Origin of the sequence: Sorangium sp. So ce834 (assembly GCF_051521425.1) — a bacterium.
Taxonomy (GTDB): Bacteria; Myxococcota_A; Polyangia; order Polyangiales; family Polyangiaceae; genus Sorangium; species Sorangium cellulosum_D.
The window spans coordinates 12,967,952-12,989,699 of record NZ_CP150351.1 but is presented as its reverse complement, the minus strand read 5'-3'; the positions used below and the strand labels follow the sequence as shown (position 1 = coordinate 12,989,699).

The following is a 21,748-nucleotide window of genomic DNA, read 5'->3' as shown; positions in this document are numbered from 1 at the left end:
AGGATTGCCAGCCATGAGAGGCAGAGGCACGGCAAAGATTGCCGTCGCGCCACACGCCCGCGCCCCGGACAGCGGACCGCGTGGTTGGCGAGGAAGTAGAAATGCCCCGGCGCCGGCGCCTCAGCCGCGGGTATGGGCGAGCGCGTAGGCCATGCCGCTCTGCAGCGTGCCGAGCGTCAGCAGGCCGTCGAGCCCGGCGGCGTCGCGGACGAGCAGCTGGGCCGTCTCGGGCCGCACCCCGGTGAGGATCGCCTGGGCGCCGACCAGGCGCAGCGCGCTCGCGGCCCGGACGAGGATCGCCGCCGGGGCGGCATCGAGCTGGCGCACGCCGGTGATGTCGAGGATCACCACCTGCGCGCGCGTGCGGACCGAGCCCTCGAGGGCCGTCGCCAGCACCTGCGACGCGCGGGCGTCGTCGAGCACCCCGATCAGCGGCATCACCACGATCCTCTCCGTGATGGGCAGCAGCGGCGCCGCCATGTCCGCCAGGCGCTCCTCCTGGACGCGCAAGATCTCCGCCTGCGCCGCCGACCGCTCGCGCTCGGCCCGCTCGCGCTCGCCGATCTCGCGGCGCGTCTGCGCGTGAGCCTCACGCAGCGCCTCGCCCTGGCGCACCAGGTCGGCGTTGACCGCCTGGAGCTGCTCGAGCGCGGTCTGTAGCTCGTGTGTGCGCGCCTCGACCTGCTGCTCGAGCTGCTCGCGGGCCTGGTGCACGCTGGCGTACAGCCGGGCGTTCTCGATCGCCACCGCCGCCTGCGCCGACAGCAGCTGCAGCAGCTCGACGCGCTCGGGCGCGAAGGCGTCGCGGATCGCGTTGTTCTCGACGTAGAGGATCCCCGACAGCCGGCCCTGGTGGAGCAGCGGCAGGCACAGCACCGAACGCGGGCGCTGGCTGGCGACGTAGGGGTCGCGGGCGAAGCGGGGCTCGGCGCCGGCGTCGCCGAGCAGCACGCCCTCGCGGCTGCGGGCGACGAAGCGGACCACCGAGGTCGCCAGGGCGGCGTCGTCGCGCATCGGCTGGTCGAGGCCGACGCGGACCTCGTCGGGCGCGGTGCGCATCTCGGCGGCGATCGACAGGTCCTCGCCCTGCGGCACGAGCAGGAAGCCGCGCTGGGCGCCGGCGCGGAGCATGACGATCCGCATCAGGCGGTCGAGCAGCCGGTCGAGCTCCAGCTCGCCGGCGACCGCCTGGGCGGCGCGCATCAGGCCCTCGAGGTCGAGCGAGCCGCCGAGCATGCGGGTGGTGGTCGTCGAGCGGCTCGTGCTGTGCCCGGCGCGCGCGGGCGCGGGCGGGGCGAGCAGGTCGGCGCGGGTGAGCAGCAGCTGGCTCGCCTTGGCGGCCGCGCCCCAGCGGGCGAAGCCGACGTGGGCGTCCTGCAGGTAGGCGCCGGCCAGGGCGCGACGGTTGCGGCGCAGGTGCAGCCGCGCCGCGCACTCGCTCGCCAGCGCCGCGTGGAGCACGAACCCGCGCGCCTGCGCCTCGGCGATCGCCTGCTCGTAGCCCGCGATCGCCTCGGCGTCGCGGCCGGCCAGGCGCGCCGCCTCGGCGTCGAGCAGGTGCTGGAGCGCCACGAACTGCGACGGGTTGCTCGTCGACCACGGCCGCAGGGCCGCGCGCTCGCGCTCGAGCCGTTGCGCCAGCGCCTCGCGCTCCGCCTCGCCGGCCGCGTCCCAGCGGGCCGCGGCGACCAGGCCCGAATAGGAGTACTGCTCGGGCGAGTACATGTGCCCGGCCCCGGCCCCGCTCTCGTGCAGCTCGCGGGCGCGGGCGGCGAGCTCGAGCCCGCGCTTGTACTCGCCGTACAGGTAGGCGAGGCGCAGCTTGCTGACCGCGTAGAGCCACGGCACGAGCCCCCCGGGCGGCATGTGGGCGACGAACGCGTCCTCATCGAAGCCGTCACCGCCGAGGGCGCTCGTCGCCGACTCGCCCATCAAGTTGACGGCCACGCGGCGCATGAACTCGACCACCGCCGTCGACGCGACGTCGCGGGTCTTCCGCAGGAGCGCCGTGACGTCGTCGATGCGGGCCTCGGCGCCGCGGATGTCGGCGTCGGCGATCAGCGCCAGCGCGGCCGATTGCAGGCAGTAGAACGACACGTAGGCGAAGTTGCCGACCTCGAGCGCGACGCGCCGCGCCGAATCGCGGTGCTCCTCGCCGGCCGAGTACGGCTGGCGGTAGAACACGATCGACGTGCCGAACAAAAAGTGCACCATGCAGCGGGTGCGCAGGTTGCCGGTGCGCTCGTTGAGCTTGACCCCGAGCTCGCCGAACTCGTAGGCCTTGCCGAGCTCGCCGGCGACGCCGGCGAGCAGGATGCTGTACACCGCGTAGCTGTAGTCCGACCCGTCGACGTTGCCGTGGCGCAGAGACAGGTTGACCATGTGCAGCACGATCAGGGGGAACAGCGCCGGCCTGCCGACGAACACCGGCCCCGACATCGACGCCAGGAGCCGCATCACGACCTCGACGTCCGGGTCGCGCGCCGGCGGGGCGTCGAGCAGGGCGCCGATCCGCCGCTCGCCGAGGTTCTCGTGGGCCGCCGCGAACGCGGCCGCGACGGCCTCCTGCAGCGCCGGGCCCTCATCGGGCAGGCCGAAGCCGTACATCGCCAGCGCCGCGCGCCCGGCCGCGACCACCGCCGCGAAGTCGCCCATCGCCGCGTGGAGGAGGACGCGGAGGTCGTAGACCTGCGCCCGCTCCTCGCGCGAGCGCGCCCGCGCGAGCGCCTCCTCGAACAGCGCGTCGGCCTCGGCGAACGCCCCGCACAGGTACGCGCACTCGGCCAGCTCGACGCGCAGCGCGAACCCGAGCTCGAACCAGCGCGCCCACGGGTCGGCGCCGAGGCACTCGCAGCCGGCCTGGAAGTACTGCCGCGCCGCGTGGTAGGCCGTCGCCGCGCGCGCCCGCCGGCCCGCGCGGAGGTTGAGCCGCGAAAGCTCGAGCCGCTCGTCGCCGCCGATCCGCGGCAGCGCCAGGTCGAGGTGGCCGACGACCTCGAACAGCGCCTCGTCGGGCACGCCCGCCGGGTACGCGTCGCGCAGCAGCCGGCCGACGCGCAGGTGCGTCGCCTCCCGCACCTCGCTCGCCAGCAGCGAGTCGGCGGCCTGCTGCACGCGGTCGTGGAGGAAGCGGTGGAGATCGTCGCCCTCGCCGCCGGCGAGCGGCACCACCAGGCCCTCGCGGACCAGCTCGCCGAGCGCCGCGGTCGTGTCGTCACCGTCGTCGCTGCCGACGGCCGCGAGCACGCGCCACGAGAAGCGATAGCCGACGCACGCGGCCCGCTGCAGCAGCCGCTGGGCCGCGGGGGTCAGGCGGCGGATCTTGCTGGTGACGAGGGTGACGACGTTGTCGGTGACGTCGCGCGCCTGCACCTGCGCGTCGTCCCACACCCACCGGCACGCGGCGGGGTCCCAGCGCAGGAGGCCGTCCTCGGCGAGCAGCAGCAGGAACTGGCCGATGAAGAACGGGTTGCAGTGGGTCTTCTCGCCGACGATCCGCGCCAGCGCGGCGACCTGCGGCCGCTCCATCACCAGCGTGTCCGCCAGCAGCTCCTCGACGTCGGCGACCGCCAGCGGACCGAGCGGCACGTCGCCGACCTCGACCCCCGCCGCGCGCAGATCGGCGAGCGCGGCCGGCAGCGGGTGCCCGGGGCCGACCTCGTCGTCGCGGTAAGCGCCGAGCACCAGCAGGTACCTGCATTCGGCGTCGAGCAGCATCTCTTGCAAGAGGCGCAGCGACGCCGGGTCGGCCCACTGCAGATCGTCGAACACGAGCACGAGCGGGTGGTCGGCGGCGGCGAAGACCCGCAGCAGGGCGGTGAAGATCAGGTTGAAGCGGTTCTGCGACTCGGCCGGGCCGAGCCGCGGGACCTCGGGCTGCGGGCCGACGATGAGCTCGAGCTCGGGGATCAGATCGGTGAGGAGCTTGCCGCTGCTGCCGAGGGCGGACGCGAGGGCGCGCCGCCACGCCTCGAGGACCTCGGGCGCGGCCGTCAGCAGGGTGCGGCACAGCTCGCGCAGCGCCGCGGCGATCGGGGCGTACGGCGCGCCGCGGTCGTATTGATCGCACTTGGCGGCGACGAAGAACCCGCCGCGGCGGGCGACCGGCGCCGCCAGCGTCTGGACCAGCGCCGACTTGCCGGCGCCGCCGGGCCCGCGCACGAGCAGCAGCGTGCGCGCGCCGTCGGCGACGCCGGTGGAGGTCGCGAGAAGGACGTCGATCTCCCGCTGCCGGCCGTACAGGCGCGGCGGGATCCGCGGGGTCGACGGCCGGTCGGCGCTGCCGAGCGCGAACGGCTCGATCGTCCCCGTCGCCGCCCACGCGGCGGCGCAGCGCTGCAGGTCGGCCCGCAGCCCGGCCGCGCTCTGGTAGCGATCCTCGGCCGCCTTGGCGAGCAGCTTCATGATGATGTCCGACAGCACCGGCGGCACCTTCGGCATCAGCGCCGCCGGGGCGACCGGCACGCGCGCGAGCTGGCTGTGGACCAGCGCCATCGCGTCGCCGGCCTCGAACGGCACCACCCCGGTCACCAGCTCGTAGAGCGTCACGCCGAGCGAGTACAGGTCCGAGCGCGCGTCGACCGGCCGGTTCATCCGCCCGGTCTGCTCGGGCGACATGTACGCCAGCGTGCCCGCCATCCCCGCGCCCGCATCGACGCGCGGCGCCTCGTCCTCGCCGCCGGCGAGCGCCAGGCTGAAGTCGATCAGCGTCACCTGCCCGGTCGCCGGGTCGTAGACGATGTTGTGCGGCTTGACGTCGCGGTGCAGCAGCGGATAGCGGTGCAGCAGGTCGAGCGTGCCCGCCACCTCGACGCCGATCGCCAGCACCGCCGCGAGGTCGAGGGCGCCGGCGTGGAACAGCACGTCGAGCGAGCGGCCGCCGCAGTCCTCGAGCACCAGCGCGAGCTCGTCGCCGATCGTCTCGAGCTCGTGCGCCTTGATCACCCCCGGCAGGTCGAGCGATCGCAGCACCGCGAACTCCCGCCGCAGCGCGCCGTGGATCGCCGGCGCGAGCGGCCCGCCCTTGCCGATCTTGACGACCACGCGGGCGCCGTCGCGGGCGCGGACGGCCCGATGGATCACCACGCCCGCGCTCTCGTGCAGCTTCGCGGTGAACGTGTACGCGCCCTGTTCTGCCATGATTGTGCCTCGTTACCCGTCGATCGTCGCGCCCGGCCGCCGCGCGCATCCTCGATCGCGCACCGCTTCCGAGCGTACGAGACGCGACGCGACCGGGTAAAGCATCCACGTCAGCGCATCGCCGCCTCGCCGACCGCGGCGGCGACCCGAGGCTCGCGGAGTTCGCGGACTGTACGCAGCAACACGCGCCGGCATTCACCGCGAGGACCCCCCGCGCCGGCGGACAATCACCGCACCGCGGGGTTGCGCTCGAATTCGCGTGCACCCCTGCATTCGCGCACCTCACTCGGCATGATCAGGCCTCTCCACCGCGGAGACGGGTGCCACCCGTCTTTTCTTGGAGGCACGTCCACCCGGAGACGGGTGCCACCCATCTTTTTCCTGGAGGCACGTCCACCCGGACACGGGTGCCACCCATCTTTTCCTGGCGGCACGTCCACCCGGACACGGGTACCACCCATCTTTTTCCTGGAGGCACGTCCACCGGGACACGGGTGCCACCCATCTTTTCCTGGAGGCACGTCCACCCGGAGACGGGTGCCACCCAGCCTCGTCGCACGGGTCGCCATCGCATCTCCTGCGCTCGAGGCGCCCGTGGCGAGCGCCAGGGCTGAGCGGCAGCGCCGGCGTCGAGGGCGGGCAAGGCACCTCCGTTCCGAAATTTGGCCCTCCCGCCCCCCGCATGCGAACCCGGGGCCTGGAGACCTCTGCAAGGATGACCAGCCCTCGCTCCCACGCCGAGCTCGTCACGCTGCGCAAGCTCGCGCAGGACCTCGCCGCCCAGCGCAAGGAGCGCCTGTCGAGCGTGCACCTCCTCGCCGCCATCGCCCTGAGCGGAGGCCCCGCCGCGGACCTGCTCCGCGATCGGCGGCTCGACGACGAGGCCCTGCTCAAGGCGACCCGATCGGTCGACGACGAGGGCCCCGACCCGATCGGCCGGGCCATGGGCGGCGCGCGCGACGTCGCCAAGCGCGCGACGGCCAAGGAGCCCGCGGCGCTCCACCTGCTGCTCGCGCTCCTGTCCGACCGCAGCTCCGCCGCGCACCGGGCCCTCACGCAGTCGGGCGTCGACCTCGCGCGGCTCAGGACCGCCGCGCTCCAGATCGCCCTCGGCGTGGTGCAGGCGCGGCGGACGCCCATCCGGGTGGTCCACGACGGCGGCGCGCCGGAGAAGCCGGCCGCGCCGGCCAAGGTCGCGCCGGCGCGCCGCGCCCGCGGCGAGGGCGAAGGTCCCGAGCGCACGCCGCGCCCCTCGGCCGAGCTGCGGCCGTCGAAGGCCACCGGCATCGCCGTGCCGGACCTCAGGCCCTCGAAGGGCACCGCCGTCGCCCTGCCGGACCTCAGGCCCTCGAAGGGCACCGCCATCGCCGTGCCGGAACCGCGGCCCTCGAAGGGCGCCGGCCCGGGCGTCACCGTGCCGCTGTTCCCGCCGCCGCGCCGGCCCGTCGCGGCCCCGGGCGCCGGCGAGGCCCCCCTCCCCGCCGAGCCGGCCGCCCTCGCGCTCGCGCCCCGGCGCGCCCTCACGGCGGACGACGCGGCCGCCTCGCCCGTCCCGCCCTCCGTGGCGCGGCCGCTCGCGGGGCTCTCGGCCGCCGCGAGCTCCGTCGCGGCGCGCTTCACCCTCGACCGCGCGCGCTTCCCGGCCCTCGCCTCGCTCGGCCACAACCTCTCGCTCGCCGCGGCCCAGGGCGAGCTCGAGCCGATCGTCGGGCGCGAGCACGAGATCGAGCAGGCGCTCGACGTCCTCGCCAAGCGCCACGCGAACAACCCCTGCCTCCTCGGCCCGGCGGGCGTGGGGAAGACCTCCGTCGCGCGCGGCATCGCGCACCGGCTCGCGTTCGAGGAGCGGGAGCCCCGCATCGTCGTCGAGCTCGTGCCGTCGGAGCTGCTCGCCGGCACGGGCGCCCGCGGCGCGCTGAGCGAGCGCCTGTCCGCGCTGCGGGCGGAGCTCCGCGAGGCGGGCGGACGGGTGATCCTGTTCATCGACGGCATGTCGGAGCTCTTCGGCAGCGGCGCGCTCGACGAGGCGATGGCCGAGCTCAAGCTCGCGCTCGCCCGCGGCGAGCTCACGCTCATCGGCACCGCCACGCCCGAGGAGTACCGGAAGAGCATCGAGGTCGACCCGGCGCTCGCGCGGCGCTTCACCGTCGTCGAGATCGACGAGCCCGCGGAGGACGAGGCGTTCCTGCTGCTCCAGAGCGTCGCCGTCGGGCTCGGCGCGCACCACGGGCTCGCGTTCACCGACGAGGCGCTCGCCTCGGCCGTCGCCTGGTCGGTGCGCTACCTGCCCGGCCGCGCGCTGCCCGACAAGGCGCTCTCGATCCTCGACCTCGCGGGCGCCCGCACGCGCCGGCGCGCGCGCCCGCCCGAGGGCGCCCGCGCCGAGCTCCGCGAGCCCGCGCGGCAGGTCGGGCCCGCCGAGGTCGCCGAGGTGGTCGCCGAGCTCGCCGACCTGCCGGTCGAGCGGCTGCTCGAGACCGACCGCGAGCGGATGCTCGCGCTGGAGACGCTGCTCGCCGACCGCGTCGTCGGCCACGGCGAGGCGCTCGCGCGCATCGCCCGGGTGCTGCGCCGGAACGCGGCCGGCCTGCGCGCGCGCCGCCCGATCGGATCGTTCCTCCTGCTCGGCCCGACCGGCGTCGGCAAGACCGAGACGGCGAAGGCGATCGCCGAGGCGCTGTTCCACTCGCCGGACGCGATGACGCGGCTCGATTTCTCCGAGTACGCCGAGTCGCACGCGGTCGCGCGCTTGGTCGGCGCGCCGCCCGGCTACGTCGGCCACGAGGCGGGCGGCCAGCTCACCGAGGCGGTGCGGCGGCGGCCGTACCAGGTGGTGCTGCTCGACGAGATCGAGAAGGCGCACCGCGACGTGCTCGAGGCGTTCCTGCAGGTGTTCGACGAGGGCCGCTTGACCGACGGCCGAGGCCGGCGGGTCGACTTCACCAACACCGTCCTCGTGATGACCTCGAACCTCGGCGCGGCCGAGGCCGGCGCGCTCCGGGCCGAGCGCGCCGTCGGCTTCGCGCGCGCCTCCGGGGCCGTGTCGCCCGAGCGCCTCGGCGAGGCGATGCTCTCCGCCGCCCGCGCCGCGCTGCCGCCCGAGCTCTACAACCGCATCGACGAGGTCCTCTGCTTCTCGCCGCTCACGCGGGCGGACGTCGCCGAGATCACGCGCCGCCTGCTGGGCGGCCTCGAGCGCGAGCTCGAGGCGCGCGGCGTGGAGCTCGAGGTCGAGCCGGCGGCGATCGACGCGCTGCTCGACGCGGGCGGGTTCGACCCCGAGCTCGGCGCCCGGCCGATGAAGCGCACGATCGCGCGGCTCATCGAGGCGCCGCTCGCGGAGCTCATCCTGCGCGGCCAGCTGGAGGAGGGGTCCGCGGCGCTCGTGGGCGTCGAGCAGGGCGAGATCGTGGTGGACGCGATCGCGCGGGCCGGCGAGCGGCGCTACGCCGCGTGCTCGAGCTGAAGCAGAGATCCGGTGGAGATCCGCGCGTCGGAGCGCCGCGCGGAGCACGCTCCGCGCGCGCGAAAGGGTCTCCTCCGGCCGGATCGCTCGTGTAAGCTGCCCCTCGATGAGCAGCGCGGGAGGCGGCCCCCACCGACCGGGCTCGCTGCGGGGGATCCCGAGACCCGGTGAGATCGTCGGGGGCAAGTACCGCGTCGAGCACGTCATCGGCCAGGGCGGCATGGGGGTCGTCGTCGCGGCGCGCCACACCACCCTGAAGCGGCGCGTCGCGCTGAAGTTCCTGCTCCCCGAGGAGAACCGCGATGCGCAGGACGTGGCGCGCTTCCTCCGCGAGGCGCAGGCGGCGGCCGCCATCGCGAGCCAGCACGTCGCCCACGTCATCGACGTCGGCACGACCGAGGCGGGCGTGCCGTACTTCGTCATGGAGCTCCTCCGCGGGATCACCCTCGCCGAGCTCATCGAGCGGCGCGGGCCGCTCTCGATCGAGGACGCCGTGGGCTACGTCCTCGAGGTGTGCGAGGCGATCGCCGAGGCGCACGCGCTCGGGATCGTCCACCGCGACCTGAAGCCGAGCAACATCTTCCTCGCCGAGCGGGACGACGGCTCGAGCCAGATCAAGGTGATCGACTTCGGGATCTCGAAGGCGCTGGACGCGGGCGCGCTCGGCGCGGACGGCAAGCTGACCGCGACGAGGATGGTCCTCGGCTCTCCGCCGTACATGTCGCCCGAGCACGTCCGCAGCGCGCGGAACGTCGACACCCGGACCGACATCTGGGCCATCGGCGTGATCCTCTACGAGATGCTCACGGCCAGGCGGCCGTTCGAGGCCGAGGCGGCCTCCGCGATCTTCGCGAGCATCGTGGCCGATCCGCCCGCGCCGCCGCGCAGCCACCGCGCGGACATCCCGGACGAGCTGGAGCGCGTCATCCTGAGCTGCCTGGAGAAGCGCCCGTACCTGCGCCCTCAGACCGTCGCCGATCTCGCGCGGTCGCTCGCGCCCCTCGCGCCGGAGCGCGCCCGCGCGCCCCTGGAGCGGATCCTCTGCAGCGGCCCGGGCGTGGCGACCGCCCGGACGGCCCCCGCCGGGGCCCACGAGCCCGCCAACGTCGAGGGCCCCACGCTCACGATGGAGCTCGCCGGGCGACGGGACGCGGCGGCCAGGAGCCCCGCGCCCTCGGCGCCGCGTTCGGAGCCGGGGGCCGAGCCGGCGCGCGACGCGGCGGAGCCGGACCCGCCGCGGGGGGCCGCCGCGGGGGGCGCGCCGGCGCTGCGAGCCGCGACGACGGTGAGCACGGCGAAGCTCTGGGAGAGCGCGACGCGAGCGCGGCGCGCGCCCGAGGACCAAGGCGGCGACGAGGAGCGGGCGAGCGCGACGACGCGGGGCAGGCGCCCGCGCTGGGGCGCGCGCCATGTCCTCCTCGGAGCCGCCGCCGTCGCGCTCGCGGGGCTCGGCGTCCTCGCGCTCCGGAGGCCGGGGGAGCGCGCGCCGGACCCGAAGAGCGAGCAGCACCACCGGGAGCAGCAGCGCCAGCTGGTCAGCGAGGCGTGCAAGCAGAGCCGCGTACGCCTCCAGAGCGGCGCGGCGCTCGGCCCGCTGGAAGGCGTCGGCTGGGAGGTCGATCTCTGGCTCGCCCGCGGCGGCGAGCCGGGCGCCGAGGAGCGTCCCTCGCCGGACGGCGCTGCGGAGGCGCTGGCGCGCGAGCTCGCCGGCGATGCCGCCCCGGCGGCCGGCGCGAACGCCCCGCCGCTCTCCGCCGCGTCGCTGGGCGACATCGCGGCCGGCCGGCGGCTCACGCCCGCGCTCGACGCGGCGCTGAGCCGCGTGACCGACGGGACCGTCACGGTCAAGGAGGGCGGCCCCCCGAGCTCCCGCGCCTTCAGCCACATCACGGTGACCTTCGGCGAGGGCTATGGCCGCGCCTTCTTCGACGCGCAGGTCCGGCCCAGGTTCGTCGCCGTCGCCGAGCGGCTCTATCAAACCGCCGGCGCGGAGCTCGGCGCGCTCTACGCCCGCTGCGCCGCGCTCGAGGTGCCGGACCTGGGCGTCTGGTTCCGCGGCCGCGACGCGAGCGGCGCCGCCGCCGCGCTGCTCTATCACATGGAGGTGCGCGCCGAGCCGGCGCCCCCGGCGTTCGCCGCCCTCGCCCCGCTGGACGCCGCGGGGCGGGTCCGCGCGCTCCGGGCCAGGGTGGGCGGCGCCGGTCTCGACGACAAGGCGCTCCAGGCGCTCCTCGATCGGCTGGGCGCCCATGTCGCGCCGTCGCAGACGGGGACCGCCGTGACGTTCCCGGCCGAGGCGCCGCTCCGCGCGAGGATCGTGAGCCGCGAGCTCTCGGATGCGCTCGCCTCCGCCGAGCGCCGCGCGCCCTGAGCTCCCGCGCCCGCGGCCTGCTCCGCCCGCTCCCAGGCCTCGCCCGGGGGGCCGGTATCCCTCGGCCGGGCTCGTGTATCATGCCGCGCATGGGGGAGCTCACGCGCGCAGGAGAGGAGCGGGGACGCGCGTCCTCCGGGCGGCGAGCGGGGCTTTTGTCCAGGGTCGCGCTGCGCCTCGGCGTCCTCTTCGTCGCCTTCCCGCTCGTCGTCGCCGGGGCGACGTACCATCAGGCGCGGCAGGCGGAGGCGGCCGCGCTGGCGCGGCACGGGGACGCCATCGCCGACCTCCTCAACTACAGCGCGCGGGCGCTCCTGGAGCAGGGGGCGCCGCACGCGATGCAGCGCGTGCTGGCGAACTGCGCGCTCGTCACCAGCGTGCGCCGGGTGCGCCTCACCGACCTCTCCGGCAAGATCCGCGCGAGCAGCTATCGCCCCGAGGTCGGCACGTCGAGCGCCTCTCCGCTGCTGCGCAGCTTCCTCGACGAGGGCGCCAGCAGGCCGATGGTCCAGCTGCTGGACGAGCGGAGCGAGCTGACGATCGTCCGGCCCATGTACCATAGCCCGGCGGGGGGCATCACCGCCCAGCACGTGGTCGGGGCCATCGAGCTCGTCATGCAGCGGCGGGACGTCGACGCGATCGCGACCGCCGCCGCGCTCCGGATGCTCGCGATCGCCGGCGTCGCGTCGCTCGGCCTGTTCGCGGCCGTGCTCCTCGTGCTGCGCGCCACGCTCGCGCGCCCCTCGAGCCCGCTCCTCGCCCCGGCGCGCTCGCGCGGCGGGGACCGCCTCCGGCGCCTCGCCTGCCTCGCCCTGCTCGCGCTCCTCGCGGAGGCGTGCAGCGAGCCAGCGCCCGCGCCGCTCCGCGTGGGGCTGCTCGTCTGGGTGGGATACTCGCCGCTCTACATCGCGGCCGAGCACGAGATGAACGCGCCCGTCGAGGCGGAGATCATCACCTTCAGCACCGGCGTGGACATGGAGCGCGCGTTCATCGACGGGAAGCTCGACATCGTCGCGTCGACCTTGTTCGGCGCCCTGCGGCTGGCAGACCAGGGGATCGATCTGCAGGCGGTCATGGCGCTCGACACCTCGGACGGCGCCGACGGCATCGTCGCCCGCGACGGGATCGCGAGCATGCGCGACCTGAAGGGCAAGCGCGTGGCGGCCGACCTGGCCACCATCAGCCATCTCGTGCTGATCCGGGCGCTGGACAGGGCGGGGATGTCGACGTCCGACGTGGAGATCGTCAACCTCACGCTCGAGCAGACCACCGACGCGCTCCGGACGGGAAACGTCGAAGCCGCCGTCAGCTGGGAGCCGTTCCTTTCCCAGGCCGTCGCCGACGGGGCCAAGAAGATCTTCTCGAGCGCCGAGCTCCCGAACGAGATCACGGACGTGCTCCTCATGACCAGGGAGGCCGCCGCGCGGCGCGGACAGGACACCGTCGCATTCCTGCGCGGATGGGATCGTGCGCTCGAGCTCTGGCGGGCCCGGCCGTCGGAGGCGCTCGGCCTCATGGCGCGCGCCCAGGGGATGAAGGTCGATGAGCTCGAGAGCAGCATGACGGGCCTGAGCATCCTCGACGTCGCGCGCAATCGGCAGCTCTTCGACCGATCCGCCGGGGGGCCGTCGCTCTGGGCGGCCTACGACGCGACGGCCCAGGCGATGAACAAGGCGAAGATGCTCGAGAACACCCCGGCTCCGGCGGAGGCGCGGCTGAACCCGGGGCTCGTCGCCGCCGCGCTCCAGAAGTGACGCCCTGCCGCGGAGTGACGCCCTGCCGCGGAGCGACGCCCTGCCGCCGCGCCCAGCGGCCCGATCTCGCCGGCGAGCGGGGCGGCCCCGGCCGGCGATTTCCCCCGCGCGCGGCCGGGGCCATGGCATTCCGCGGCGCGCTCCCGCGGAAGCGAGGCGTTATGCCGCGCGCCCCAGCTGGAGCCCGAGGGCCCTCGGATCGAAGTACGCCTTGAACCGTTTGATGAGACCGGCCGGGTGCTCGATGACGCTCACGCCCTCGTACGAGAACACCGCTCCATGGGCCAGCGTCCCGTGGCTCTTCCACTCGATCAGGCAGGCCCTGTCGGACTCGGCGATGCACCGGAACTCGGATCGCACCTCGCCGAAGGTGTGGCGGTAGCCGCGCCAGAACTCGCGGGCTCCGTCGGTGCCGTGGAGCGGCCTCGAGATCGTCGGGTTGCTGAGCTCGGCCTCGGGCGCGAACAGCCGCGCCATGGGCTCGACATCGCCGCTCTCCTCGAGTCGGCGCAGGGCTTCGATGAATTCGGTCGCCTTGGACATGATGCCTCCTGCAGCGCGAGCGCTTGCAAGGGGCGGACCTCGGCCCGCTCGACGAGCAGCGCTCCCGCCGCCGCCACGGCGGTACCGCCTCGATCGCCCGCTACGGCGGCCCCGCCTCGATCGCGCGCCGGTACCGCTCCCGCCGGTGCGGCTCGCGCAGGATCTCGTAGGCCTCGTCGAGCACCTCGATGACCAGCCGCACGTCGTCGAGCAGGTCCACGGTCGCGGCCGTCAGCAGGGTCGACGGCTCGAACGCCTTCCGGAGCGCGAGGTACGCACGGCGGATCTCGTAGTTCGTCGCGTCGCGCGGGATGCCGAGGATCGAGAAGTAGTCCCCGTCCTCCACCAGCGCGAGCCGCGCCCGGACGCGCTGCCGGATCGCCTCCTCGTCGAGCGGATCCTCGACCGGCGGGGGCGGCGCCTCGGTGATCGACGGCGGGATGAGGACGTCGAGCACCTCCAGGCAGACGAGCGCGTAGAGCACGCTGGCGTTCTCGGGCTCCGCCGCGTTCACGAGCTCGCCGACGCTCCGGCCGCGCGCGGTGCGCACGAGCTCCTCCTCCTCGCGCCGGAGCGCGCACTCGCCGAGCAGGTTGCGCCGGGCCCCGTCGTCGAGGCGCGCGCCGGGGCCGCCCAGGCGGCGCAGGGCGACCTCGGGGGCGATCACGCGGCGGATCGTCTCGACGAAGACCTCGGCGCCGGTCGCGCCGCCGAAGACGTTCGGCTCGGCCTTGAGGCGGCCCGGCGGCTCGGCCTCCAGATCGCACGTGCCGGCCTCGACGAGCACGACGTGGCCGATGACCCACTCGGCGTGCGCGCGCAGGACCGGCCAGAGGTCGTCCTGGCCGAGGTGGCCGTGCGCGATGAGCGCCGCGCCGGCGTGCCGGCCCGACGCGGGGAGCTTGCCCGCGAGCCGCGCGGCGACCTCGCGCTCGAGGTCGCCTCGCCCGACCAGGAAGGCGAGCAGCGTCTCCTCCGGGACGCTCGAGCCGGCCGTGACGAGATCGCCCTCGTGCAGGACGATCCGCCGCGCGCCCTCCTCGGTCGTGATCGCGAGGGAGCCGGAGGCGCGGCTGCCCACCGCGCGGGCGAGCGCGCGCGGCGCGTCGCCCGGGCCGAGCACGGTGGTCGACGAGGCGTCGCTCGAGATCGGCGCCTCGTCGACGATCTGCGGCGGCGGCGCGTGGCCGAGCGCGCCCGTGCTGACCGTGGCGGGCGCGGAGGGCACGGGCGGCATCGGCGGCGAGGGCGCGGGCGGCATCGGCGGCGCGGGCCCGCGGAAGCCCGCGCCGGAGATCGCCACGGAGGGCGGCGCCGGCAGCGGCATGCGGCCGAGCGCGCCCGGCGTGCTCGGCGGGATCGGCGGGAGGAGGCCGCGCCCGAGCGTCCCCGCGCCCGTCGTGGCGGGCCCGCCCGGGGGCGTCGGCGCGCGCGCCGCCACGGCGGCGCGGACCGGCGCGGGCGCGGGCGGCAGCGGCTCGGGCTCGGTCCCGTCGCCCGGCGGCAGCAGCGCGGTCCTCACCTCGACCGAGGGCGGCGACACGAACGCGACGCCTGGCGCAGGAGGAGGCGGCGGCGGAAAGCCGGGCGCGCGCGGGTCGCGGGCGCCGCGCGACCGGGTCGGCGGCGGCTCGGTGTAACGCTGGCGCACGCTCGGCTCGAGGCGCGCCGACGGGGCGCGCCAGTCGAGGTCCTCGCCGCGCGCGGCGGACGGCAGCGCGCGGTCCCACGCGGGCTCCTCGCGCGGCGCGGGCGAGGGCGAGCGCTCCCACGGGGCCTCGGCGCGCGGCGGCGGCGACCCGAAGCCGTGGGGCCGGCCCGCCTCGCGCGGGGTCGGCGGCGCGGCGTCGCGCCCGCCGCTCCGGCGCGCCGGGGCGCCGGGGTCGCGCTCCTCCCGCCCCGGCAGGTCGATCGAGAACGCCGCGAGCTCGAGCCCGGCGCGCTTCGTCGCGAACGGCGCGTCGAGCGACGGATCGGCGTGGAGCTCGCCGTCGCGCTCGTCCTCGCCCGGCTCGGCGAGCTCGGCGAGGAAGTCGCCGGGCCCGGTGTTCTCGGCGCGCGTGGCCGGCGGGTGCAGGGCGGCCGCGGCGCCGTGCGGATCGGAGCTGGTCCTCGGCTGCGACGCCGCGCCGGCGCCGAGCGGCGCCTGGCCCGCGCTCGCGCCGGTGTGCGGCTCGTCCTCCTCCGGATCGAGCGGCTCGTCGAGCGCCGAGAGCAGCTCCGGCGACAGCATCAGGTCGACGTCCTCCTCGGCCGCCGGGACGCTCGACGGGTGCGCCTTCGCCGTGACCCGCTGCTCGGCGGCGACGAGGATCTCCTCGAGCTCCGGGCTGATCCGCGCCGGCAGGAGCCGCGGGCCGACCGCCTCGCCGTCCTCGGGCGGCGGCAGCACCGAGCCGACGTCGAGGGGGTCGAGATCGCTGGCGAAGTCCGGGTTCGACGGGACCTCGTCGTCGATCGGGCCCGAGTAGCCCGACGGCATGCGCGCCGCGGCGGCCTGATCCCCGCGGAAGCGCCCCGGCTCCGCGACCGCGCTGACGTGCGCGGCGAGCTCGGCGATGTCGACCGGCCGCTCGAACACCTGCCCGAACAGCTGCGGATCGAGCTCCGCCGAGCGGACCGGATCGCCGACGAGGAGCACGGACGCGGCGACGCCGCCCGCGCGGAGGTAGAGGCGCTCGAGCGCCTCGATCGCGCCGGGCTCGTCGATGTCGACGATCACGACGCGCGGCGCGTCGATCGCGAGGCGCGCCTCGAGCGCGTCGATCGGCGCCGCGATCACCTCGAAGCCCCGGGCGCGCAGCGCCGCGCCGATCGCCGCCCCTTCCGCCGAGGCGTCGGCCAGGAGGATGGCGCCCGCGCGCAGGCGCGCCTGCACGGCTTCGTGGTCGTCGCGGAGCTCGGACACGGCGGTCATCTCGTGGCGGCGGCCCAGCGGAGCAGCACCCAGGCCCCCGTATCGCTTGGACTCTCAACGGTCGCAGGCGGGCTGTCAAACGGGTTCGCGGCGCCTCGGGGGTTCCCGCCGCGCAGCGGCTCTTCCGCCGCGGATCGCCGCCGCGCCGCGGGCGCGCGCTCGCGGCGCGTGGGCGCGGGCGCGCTGGCGCTCGGCCCGTCGCTCGCGGCGCGTGGGCGCGGCCCCGCCGAGCGCCGCGGGCGCCGCTCCGGCCCCGCGGCGCGCGCAGCGTGGTAGACCTCGCCACATGGTGCTCGGCGCTTCCCAGAACGAGATCGCCCTGACGGCCTTCCTGCTCATCGTGGTGCTGCTCGCCGCGAAGATCGGCCGCATCGGCGAGGCCATCGGCGCGCTGTTCGAGCGGAACGCGCCCGCGGCGGACGGAGACGCGCCCGAGGACGGCGCGGATCGCGCGGATCATCAGGAAGAGCGCCAGGAAAGCTGAGCGCGCCGCCGCGCCGGCGCCCCCGCCTGCGCTTGCGTTCTGTTTTTTTGAAATTCATAGTTTTTGATGGCTGTGAACGAGCCGGCTCCGCCGCGGCGGCCGCGGCGCGCGGCGATCGCGGCGCGGATCCCGCGCGGGTATTCCCCGGCGCTCCACCTCGCGGCGCCCACGGCGCTCGGCGCGCTCGTGCTCGCGGCGGCGGTGTGGCTCCTCGACGCCGTCGAGGCCGTCGAGCTCCTCGCGGTGCCGGCGACGCTGCTGCTCGCCTTCGCCTTCGAGTGGTGGGCGCACCGGTCGGTGCTGCACCGTCGGGCGCCGCTGCTCGGCGTCCTGTGCGAGCGGCACGAGCGCGAGCACCACCTCGCCTTCACCGCCGACGACATGGCGCTGCGGAGCGCGCGCGAGCTCTGGCTGGTGCTGACGCCGCCCTACTCGGCGCTCCTGGTCCTCGCCCTGCTGCTGCCGCTCGCCGCGGGCGCGGCGCTCCTGTTCTCGCGGGACGCGGCGCTGCTCGGGCTCGCGACGGCGATGGCGTTCTTCGTCGGCTACGAGTGGCTGCACCTCGCGTATCACCTGCCGGCGGAGAGCCCGGTGTACCGCGTCCCGGGGCTCGCGCGGCTCCGCGAGCACCACCGGCGGCACCACGATCCGCGGCTCATGAAGCGCTGGAATTTCAACGTGACCGTGCCCGTGTTCGACATCGTCCACGGGACGCGCTGGTCGCCGCCGCCGCGCACCGGGGCGTAGGCGCCGCGCGCGGCCGCCGCGCACGGGGCGCCCGCCGCGACCGTGTGCTAACGGGTCGCGCGTGCAGACGCGGACCAGAGACGGCCTCGTGCTCCTGCTCGTCGGGGTCCTCCTCGGCGGCGGGCTCGCCTGGCTGCTCGGCCGGCGGCGGGAGAGCCCCCCCGCCGCGCCCCGCGCGCTCGACGCCGTGCCGGCGGGCGCGCTGCTCGTCGCCACGCTCGATCTGCCGGCGCTGCGCGCCTCTCCCGCGTTCGCCCCGTTCCTGCGCGAGGAGCGCGAGATCCCGGGGCTCGGCAAGGTGCGCGACGTGTGCGGCTTCGACCCGGTGGCCGCGTTGACCGAGGTCGCCATCGCCATCCCGGCCGCGGGCGAGGGCGGCGACTTCGGGCTGGTCGCGGCCGGCGCCATTCAGGACCAGGCGCTGCTCGCGTGCGCCTCGAAGGTCATCGAGGCCCGCGGCGGCAAGCCCGTCGTCGCCGGGCTCGGCGGCTTCCGCGCGGTGCGGGACTCGAGCGCCGAGGGCCGCGGCGAGATCGCCGTGCGCCCCGGCGGGCCGATCCTGCTCGGCGGCGGCGCGTACCTGCGCGCCATGGTCGACGCCGTCGAGGGGCGCGCGGCGACGGTCGGCGCGAGCGCCGCGCACGACGACATCGCCCGCGCGGTCGGCGAGGGCGCGGCGCGGGTCACGGTGGTCCTCACGCCCGAGCAGCGCGCCGAGCTCGGGCGCGAGCTCGCGCTGGGCGGCGCCGGCCGGGCGCCCGCGGCGTCGATCGTCGCCGGCGGCGCCGCGGTCGCGCTCGGCCCCGAGATCGCCGTCCACGCCGCCGTCCTCTGCGACGCCGAGGCCCCCTGCGCCGAGCTCGGCGCGCAGCTGCGCGCCGCCCGCGACGCGCGCGCGGGCGACCTCGCGACGCGGCTCCTCGGCCTCGGGGGCGTGCTCGAGCGCGTCGCGATCGCCGCCGACGGCAAGGCGCTCCACGCCCGCGTCAAGCTGTCGGCCGAGGAGGCGGGCGCCCTCGTCGAGCGGCTCGCCTCGCTGCGCGGCCTCCGCCAGCCGTCGCTCGCGCCGAGGGAGCCGCCCGCGCCGGCAGAGCCGCCCGCGCTCGGGGACGCCGCCGCGCCGCGCGGGGACGCCGGTGCGCCGCCGCCCGACGCGATCATCGCGCCCCGGCAGCGGCCCAGGCCGGACGACGCCGGCGCGCCGTGACGCCGGCAGCGCGCGCGCAGATGCACCCAGATTGCAGGACAGCGGCCGCCGCGCCGCGCTGCGGCGGGGCGGTTCCGTGGTCCGCCTGACGAGCGCGCCGTTTCCGTGGCGGAGCCGCGCGGCGCGGCCGAACGCGGGCCGCACGCGCTGTCCCGAACTCCTGTACGCTGATCTCTGCCTTCGGGCGGGATCGGCGCTCCGGCCCATCCCGCCGTCCAGCAGGTGGGTGGGGGGCTTATCGCATGCAGCTGGTCGGGATCTCCGCCTTCGTGGTCGTCGGGACCCTCCTTGGGGTCGCCCTCTGGGCGCTCCGCCGGCGGCTCCTCGCCTGCGAGGGCGCCCTCGAGCGCAAGGCGCAGGAGCTCGAGGTCAGCCGGGCCGCGGAGCAGCGGCTCGGCGAGGAGCTCGTCGAGGCGCGGCGGGCCGAGGAGGAGGCGCGCAGGGCGCGAGCGGAGGCCGAGGCCGCGAGCCGGGCGAAGAGCGCGTTCCTCGCCAACATGAGCCACGAGCTCAGGACGCCGCTCAACTCGATCCTCGGCTTCGCGCAGCTCATGGAGCGCGACCTCTCGCTCGGCCACCGCCACCGCGAGAACCTCATGGTCATCTGCAAGAGCGGCGAGCACCTGCTCGGCCTCGTGAACGACATCCTCGAGATGGCGAAGATCGAGGCCGGCCGGATGACGCTCGTCGACGCCGACTTCGACCTGCACGCCCTGCTCTCGGGGCTGTCGGAGATGTTCTCGGTCGAGGCGCAGAAGCGGGGGCTCACGCTCGCGATCGAGCGGGAGCAGGACGTGCCGCAGCACGTCCACGGCGACGAGGGGAAGCTCCGGCAGGTGCTGATCAACCTGCTCGGCAACGCGCTCAAGTTCACGCCCCGGGGGTCGGTGACGCTGCGCGCCTGGGCGCGGCGCTCTACAGGAGTGCGTGAGGGCGGCGCGCACGACGGCGCGGCGGCGCGGGTGCGGGTGTCGTTCGAGGTGGTCGACACCGGCCGGGGCATGGCCAAGGAGGAGATCGAGGAGCTCTTCGAGGCGTTCGGGCAGACCGCGACCGGGCGGAGGTCCGGCGAGGGCACCGGCCTCGGCCTGCACATCAGCCGGCGCATCGTGCGGATGATGGGGGGCGACATGCAGGTCGAGAGCCAGCCCGGCCGCGGGACGACGCTCCGCTTCGACGTGCGCCTCACGCTGGCCGACGAGGGCGACGCGCGCGCGGGCGGCGAGGCGCCGCGCGCGCGGCGGGTCGTGGCGCTCTCGCCGGGGCAGCCGAGGTACCGCGTGCTCGTGGTCGACGACCGGTGGGACGTGCGCCACTGCCTGCTCAAGCTGCTCGACTCGGTGGGCGTCGAGGTGCGCAGCGCGACCAACGGCCTCGGCGCGGTGGCGCAGTGGGAGACGTGGTCGCCGCACCTCGTCCTGCTCGATCTCCGCATGCCGCTGCTCGACGGCTACGAGGCGGCGACCCGCATCAAGTCGAGCCCGCGCGGGCGGGAGACCGTCGTCGTCGCGATGACCGCGAGCGCGTTCGAGCAGAACCGGTCGCTCGCGGCCGAGGCCGGGTGCGACGATTTCCTGACCAAGCCGTTCCGCGACGCCGACATCTTCAATCTCCTGACGAAGCACCTCGGGGCCCGCTTCGAGGTCGAGGAGGGCCCCGCGGAGCGTCGGCCGGCGGGGCCGCCGGCGGTCGACCTCGCGCGCGCGGCGGCGGGGCTGCCCGCGGCGCTGCGCAAGGACCTCCGGCGGGCGGCGACGCGGCTCGACGCCAAGGCCGTGCAGGCCGCGATCGACCGGTTCCGGCCGGAGGACGCCGAGCTCGCGGGCGCGGTGGCCGAGCTCGCGCGGGGGTATCGCTTCGACAGCATCTTGGCGCTATCGAGCGCCGACGAGGAGGAGCCGTCATGACGGACACGGACGCAAAGCCGCTCGCTCGCGGGGCGGCCTCGGGCGCGCGGCCGGAGCGCCCCCGGGAGGAGCCCGCGAACATCCTGATCGTGGACGACATGCCGGCGAACCTGTCGCTCCTCACGTCGATGCTGACGGCGCAGGGGTACGAGGTGCGGGCGGCGATCAGCGGCGCGATGGCGCTGATGTCGGCGGCGGCGGTGCCGCCGGACCTCATCCTGCTCGACGTGAGCATGCCCCACATGGACGGCTACGAGGTGTGCCGGCGGCTCAAGGTGGACGCCCGGACGGCGGACATCCCGGTCATCTTCCTGAGCGCGATGACCGGCATCGGCGACAAGGTGATGGCGTTCGACGCGGGCGGCGTCGACTACGTGACGAAGCCGTTCGAGCTGCGCGAGGTGCTGGCGCGGGTGGGGACGCAGCTGCTCCTGCACCGGCAGCGCCGGGAGCTGGAGCGGCAGCGCAAGGAGCTCGAGGAGCGCTACGCGCAGGTCCGCCAGATGCACGCGGCGCTGCGCGGGTACCTCTCGGACCGGGCGTGGGAGAGCATCGAGGAGAGCGTGTCGTCGAACCGGCCGAGCGCGCCGGCGCGCGAGGTGCTGACGGTGCTGGTCAGCGACATCGAGGAGTTCGTGCGGCTCTCAGAGCAGGAGGAGCCGGGGCCGCTGCTCGCGGATCTCAGCCTGTACATGGCGACGGTGGCGCAGGTCGTCTACGACCACGACGGCGAGGTCGACAAGTACGTGGGCGACGGCATGCTCGCGTTCTTCCGGAGCGCGCCGGACGCGCTCGCGGCGGCGCAGCGGATCCAGCGGAGCATCGCGGCCTTCAACGAACACCAGCGCTCGCGGGGCCGGCCCGCCTTCCCGACGCGGCTCGGGCTCGCGACAGGGCCGGTCCTGCTCGCCAGCATCGGGTCGAGCGGCAGGCGGGAGTTCACGATCATCGGCGATCGTGTGAACACCGCGTTTCGGATTCAGGCACAGGCGAAGGCGGGTGGCCTGCTGATGGATGAGGCGACGTTCGCCGCGGCCGGGAGCCCGACAGGGGCGATGCCCGCGCTCGTCCGGATCCGGGGCAAGCAGGGAGAGGAGAAGCTCTATGCGATGGCGCCGGAGGCGATCTTGGTGAACGTTAACACGGAGCGCACCGGCGGCCGGGACGACGGCGCCTGAGGGCTCTCGCTCGCTGGGAGCCGCGCAAAGGCCGG

At 75.7% G+C, this 21,748-nt stretch carries 11 protein-coding genes; 8 read left to right on the top strand and 3 right to left on the bottom strand.

Annotation, left to right across the window (positions count from 1 at the left end; genetic code table 11):
- Positions 1 to 120: 120 nt before the first annotated feature.
- Positions 121 to 5,139, bottom strand: coding sequence for an AAA family ATPase (locus tag WMF20_RS47470; protein ID WP_437608378.1), 5,019 nt, complete (start codon positions 5,137 to 5,139; stop codon positions 121 to 123).
- 715 nt (positions 5,140 to 5,854) lie between these two features.
- On the opposite strand from WMF20_RS47470, the gene WMF20_RS47465 reads away from it, so the two are divergent.
- From WMF20_RS47465 to WMF20_RS47455, 3 genes are all read left to right on the top strand, one after another.
- The gene (locus tag WMF20_RS47465) at positions 5,855 to 8,605 is read left to right on the top strand and encodes an AAA family ATPase (protein ID WP_437608376.1); all 2,751 of its coding nucleotides are present in this window, start codon (positions 5,855 to 5,857) and stop codon (positions 8,603 to 8,605) included.
- Positions 8,606 to 8,711: 106 nt separating this feature from the next.
- On the top strand, positions 8,712 to 10,976 hold the full coding sequence (locus tag WMF20_RS47460; RefSeq protein WP_437608374.1) for a serine/threonine-protein kinase: 2,265 nt from the start codon (positions 8,712 to 8,714) through the stop codon (positions 10,974 to 10,976).
- 155 nt (positions 10,977 to 11,131) lie between these two features.
- Positions 11,132 to 12,730: an ABC transporter substrate-binding protein gene (locus tag WMF20_RS47455; RefSeq protein WP_437608372.1), complete on the top strand. Its 1,599-nt coding sequence runs from the start codon at positions 11,132 to 11,134 to the stop codon at positions 12,728 to 12,730.
- 159 nt (positions 12,731 to 12,889) lie between these two features.
- On the opposite strand, the gene WMF20_RS47450 is transcribed toward WMF20_RS47455, so the two are convergent.
- The gene (locus WMF20_RS47450; RefSeq protein ID WP_129580429.1) at positions 12,890 to 13,273 is read right to left on the bottom strand and encodes a nuclear transport factor 2 family protein; all 384 of its coding nucleotides are present in this window, start codon (positions 13,271 to 13,273) and stop codon (positions 12,890 to 12,892) included.
- A 100-nt stretch (positions 13,274 to 13,373) separates the two neighbouring features.
- A complete protein-coding gene (locus tag WMF20_RS47445; protein WP_437608370.1) occupies positions 13,374 to 16,181 on the bottom strand; it encodes a hypothetical protein in 2,808 nt (935 codons plus the stop codon).
- 295 nt (positions 16,182 to 16,476) lie between these two features.
- Here WMF20_RS47445 and WMF20_RS47440 point away from each other — a divergent pair, with 295 nt between their 5' ends.
- The 5 genes from WMF20_RS47440 (at position 16,477) to WMF20_RS47420 (ending at position 21,713) form a co-directional block, all read left to right on the top strand.
- Positions 16,477 to 16,674 carry a hypothetical protein gene (locus WMF20_RS47440; RefSeq protein ID WP_437608368.1) on the top strand — a complete coding sequence of 66 codons (198 nt, stop codon included), beginning with the start codon at positions 16,477 to 16,479 and terminating at the stop codon, positions 16,672 to 16,674.
- Between the two features lie 66 nt (positions 16,675 to 16,740).
- Positions 16,741 to 17,421 carry a sterol desaturase family protein gene (locus WMF20_RS47435; protein WP_437608366.1) on the top strand — a complete coding sequence of 227 codons (681 nt, stop codon included), beginning with the start codon at positions 16,741 to 16,743 and terminating at the stop codon, positions 17,419 to 17,421.
- Between the two features lie 61 nt (positions 17,422 to 17,482).
- Complete coding sequence (locus WMF20_RS47430; protein WP_437608364.1) at positions 17,483 to 18,628, top strand: hypothetical protein; 1,146 nt, start codon at positions 17,483 to 17,485, stop codon at positions 18,626 to 18,628.
- Positions 18,629 to 18,870: 242 nt separating this feature from the next.
- Positions 18,871 to 20,535 carry an ATP-binding protein gene (locus WMF20_RS47425; RefSeq protein WP_437608362.1) on the top strand — a complete coding sequence of 555 codons (1,665 nt, stop codon included), beginning with the start codon at positions 18,871 to 18,873 and terminating at the stop codon, positions 20,533 to 20,535.
- Positions 20,532 to 21,713, top strand: a complete 1,182-nt coding sequence (locus tag WMF20_RS47420; protein WP_437608360.1) for a response regulator — start codon at positions 20,532 to 20,534, stop codon at positions 21,711 to 21,713. Before WMF20_RS47425 ends, WMF20_RS47420 begins: the two co-directional genes overlap by 4 nt.
- Positions 21,714 to 21,748: the final 35 nt, after the last annotated feature.

Coding starts and splice junctions, on each gene's coding strand:
- WMF20_RS47420 (WP_437608360.1), top strand. CDS start 20,532: ATGACGGACACGGACGCAAAGCCGCTCGCTCGCGGGGCGGCCTCGGGC.
- WMF20_RS47460 (WP_437608374.1), top strand. CDS start 8,712: ATGAGCAGCGCGGGAGGCGGCCCCCACCGACCGGGCTCGCTGCGGGGG.
- WMF20_RS47435 (WP_437608366.1), top strand. CDS start 16,741: ATGGCTGTGAACGAGCCGGCTCCGCCGCGGCGGCCGCGGCGCGCGGCG.
- WMF20_RS47440 (WP_437608368.1), top strand. CDS start 16,477: ATGGTGCTCGGCGCTTCCCAGAACGAGATCGCCCTGACGGCCTTCCTG.
- WMF20_RS47450 (WP_129580429.1), bottom strand. CDS start 13,273: ATGTCCAAGGCGACCGAATTCATCGAAGCCCTGCGCCGACTCGAGGAG.
- WMF20_RS47425 (WP_437608362.1), top strand. CDS start 18,871: ATGCAGCTGGTCGGGATCTCCGCCTTCGTGGTCGTCGGGACCCTCCTT.
- WMF20_RS47470 (WP_437608378.1), bottom strand. CDS start 5,139: ATGGCAGAACAGGGCGCGTACACGTTCACCGCGAAGCTGCACGAGAGC.
- WMF20_RS47465 (WP_437608376.1), top strand. CDS start 5,855: ATGACCAGCCCTCGCTCCCACGCCGAGCTCGTCACGCTGCGCAAGCTC.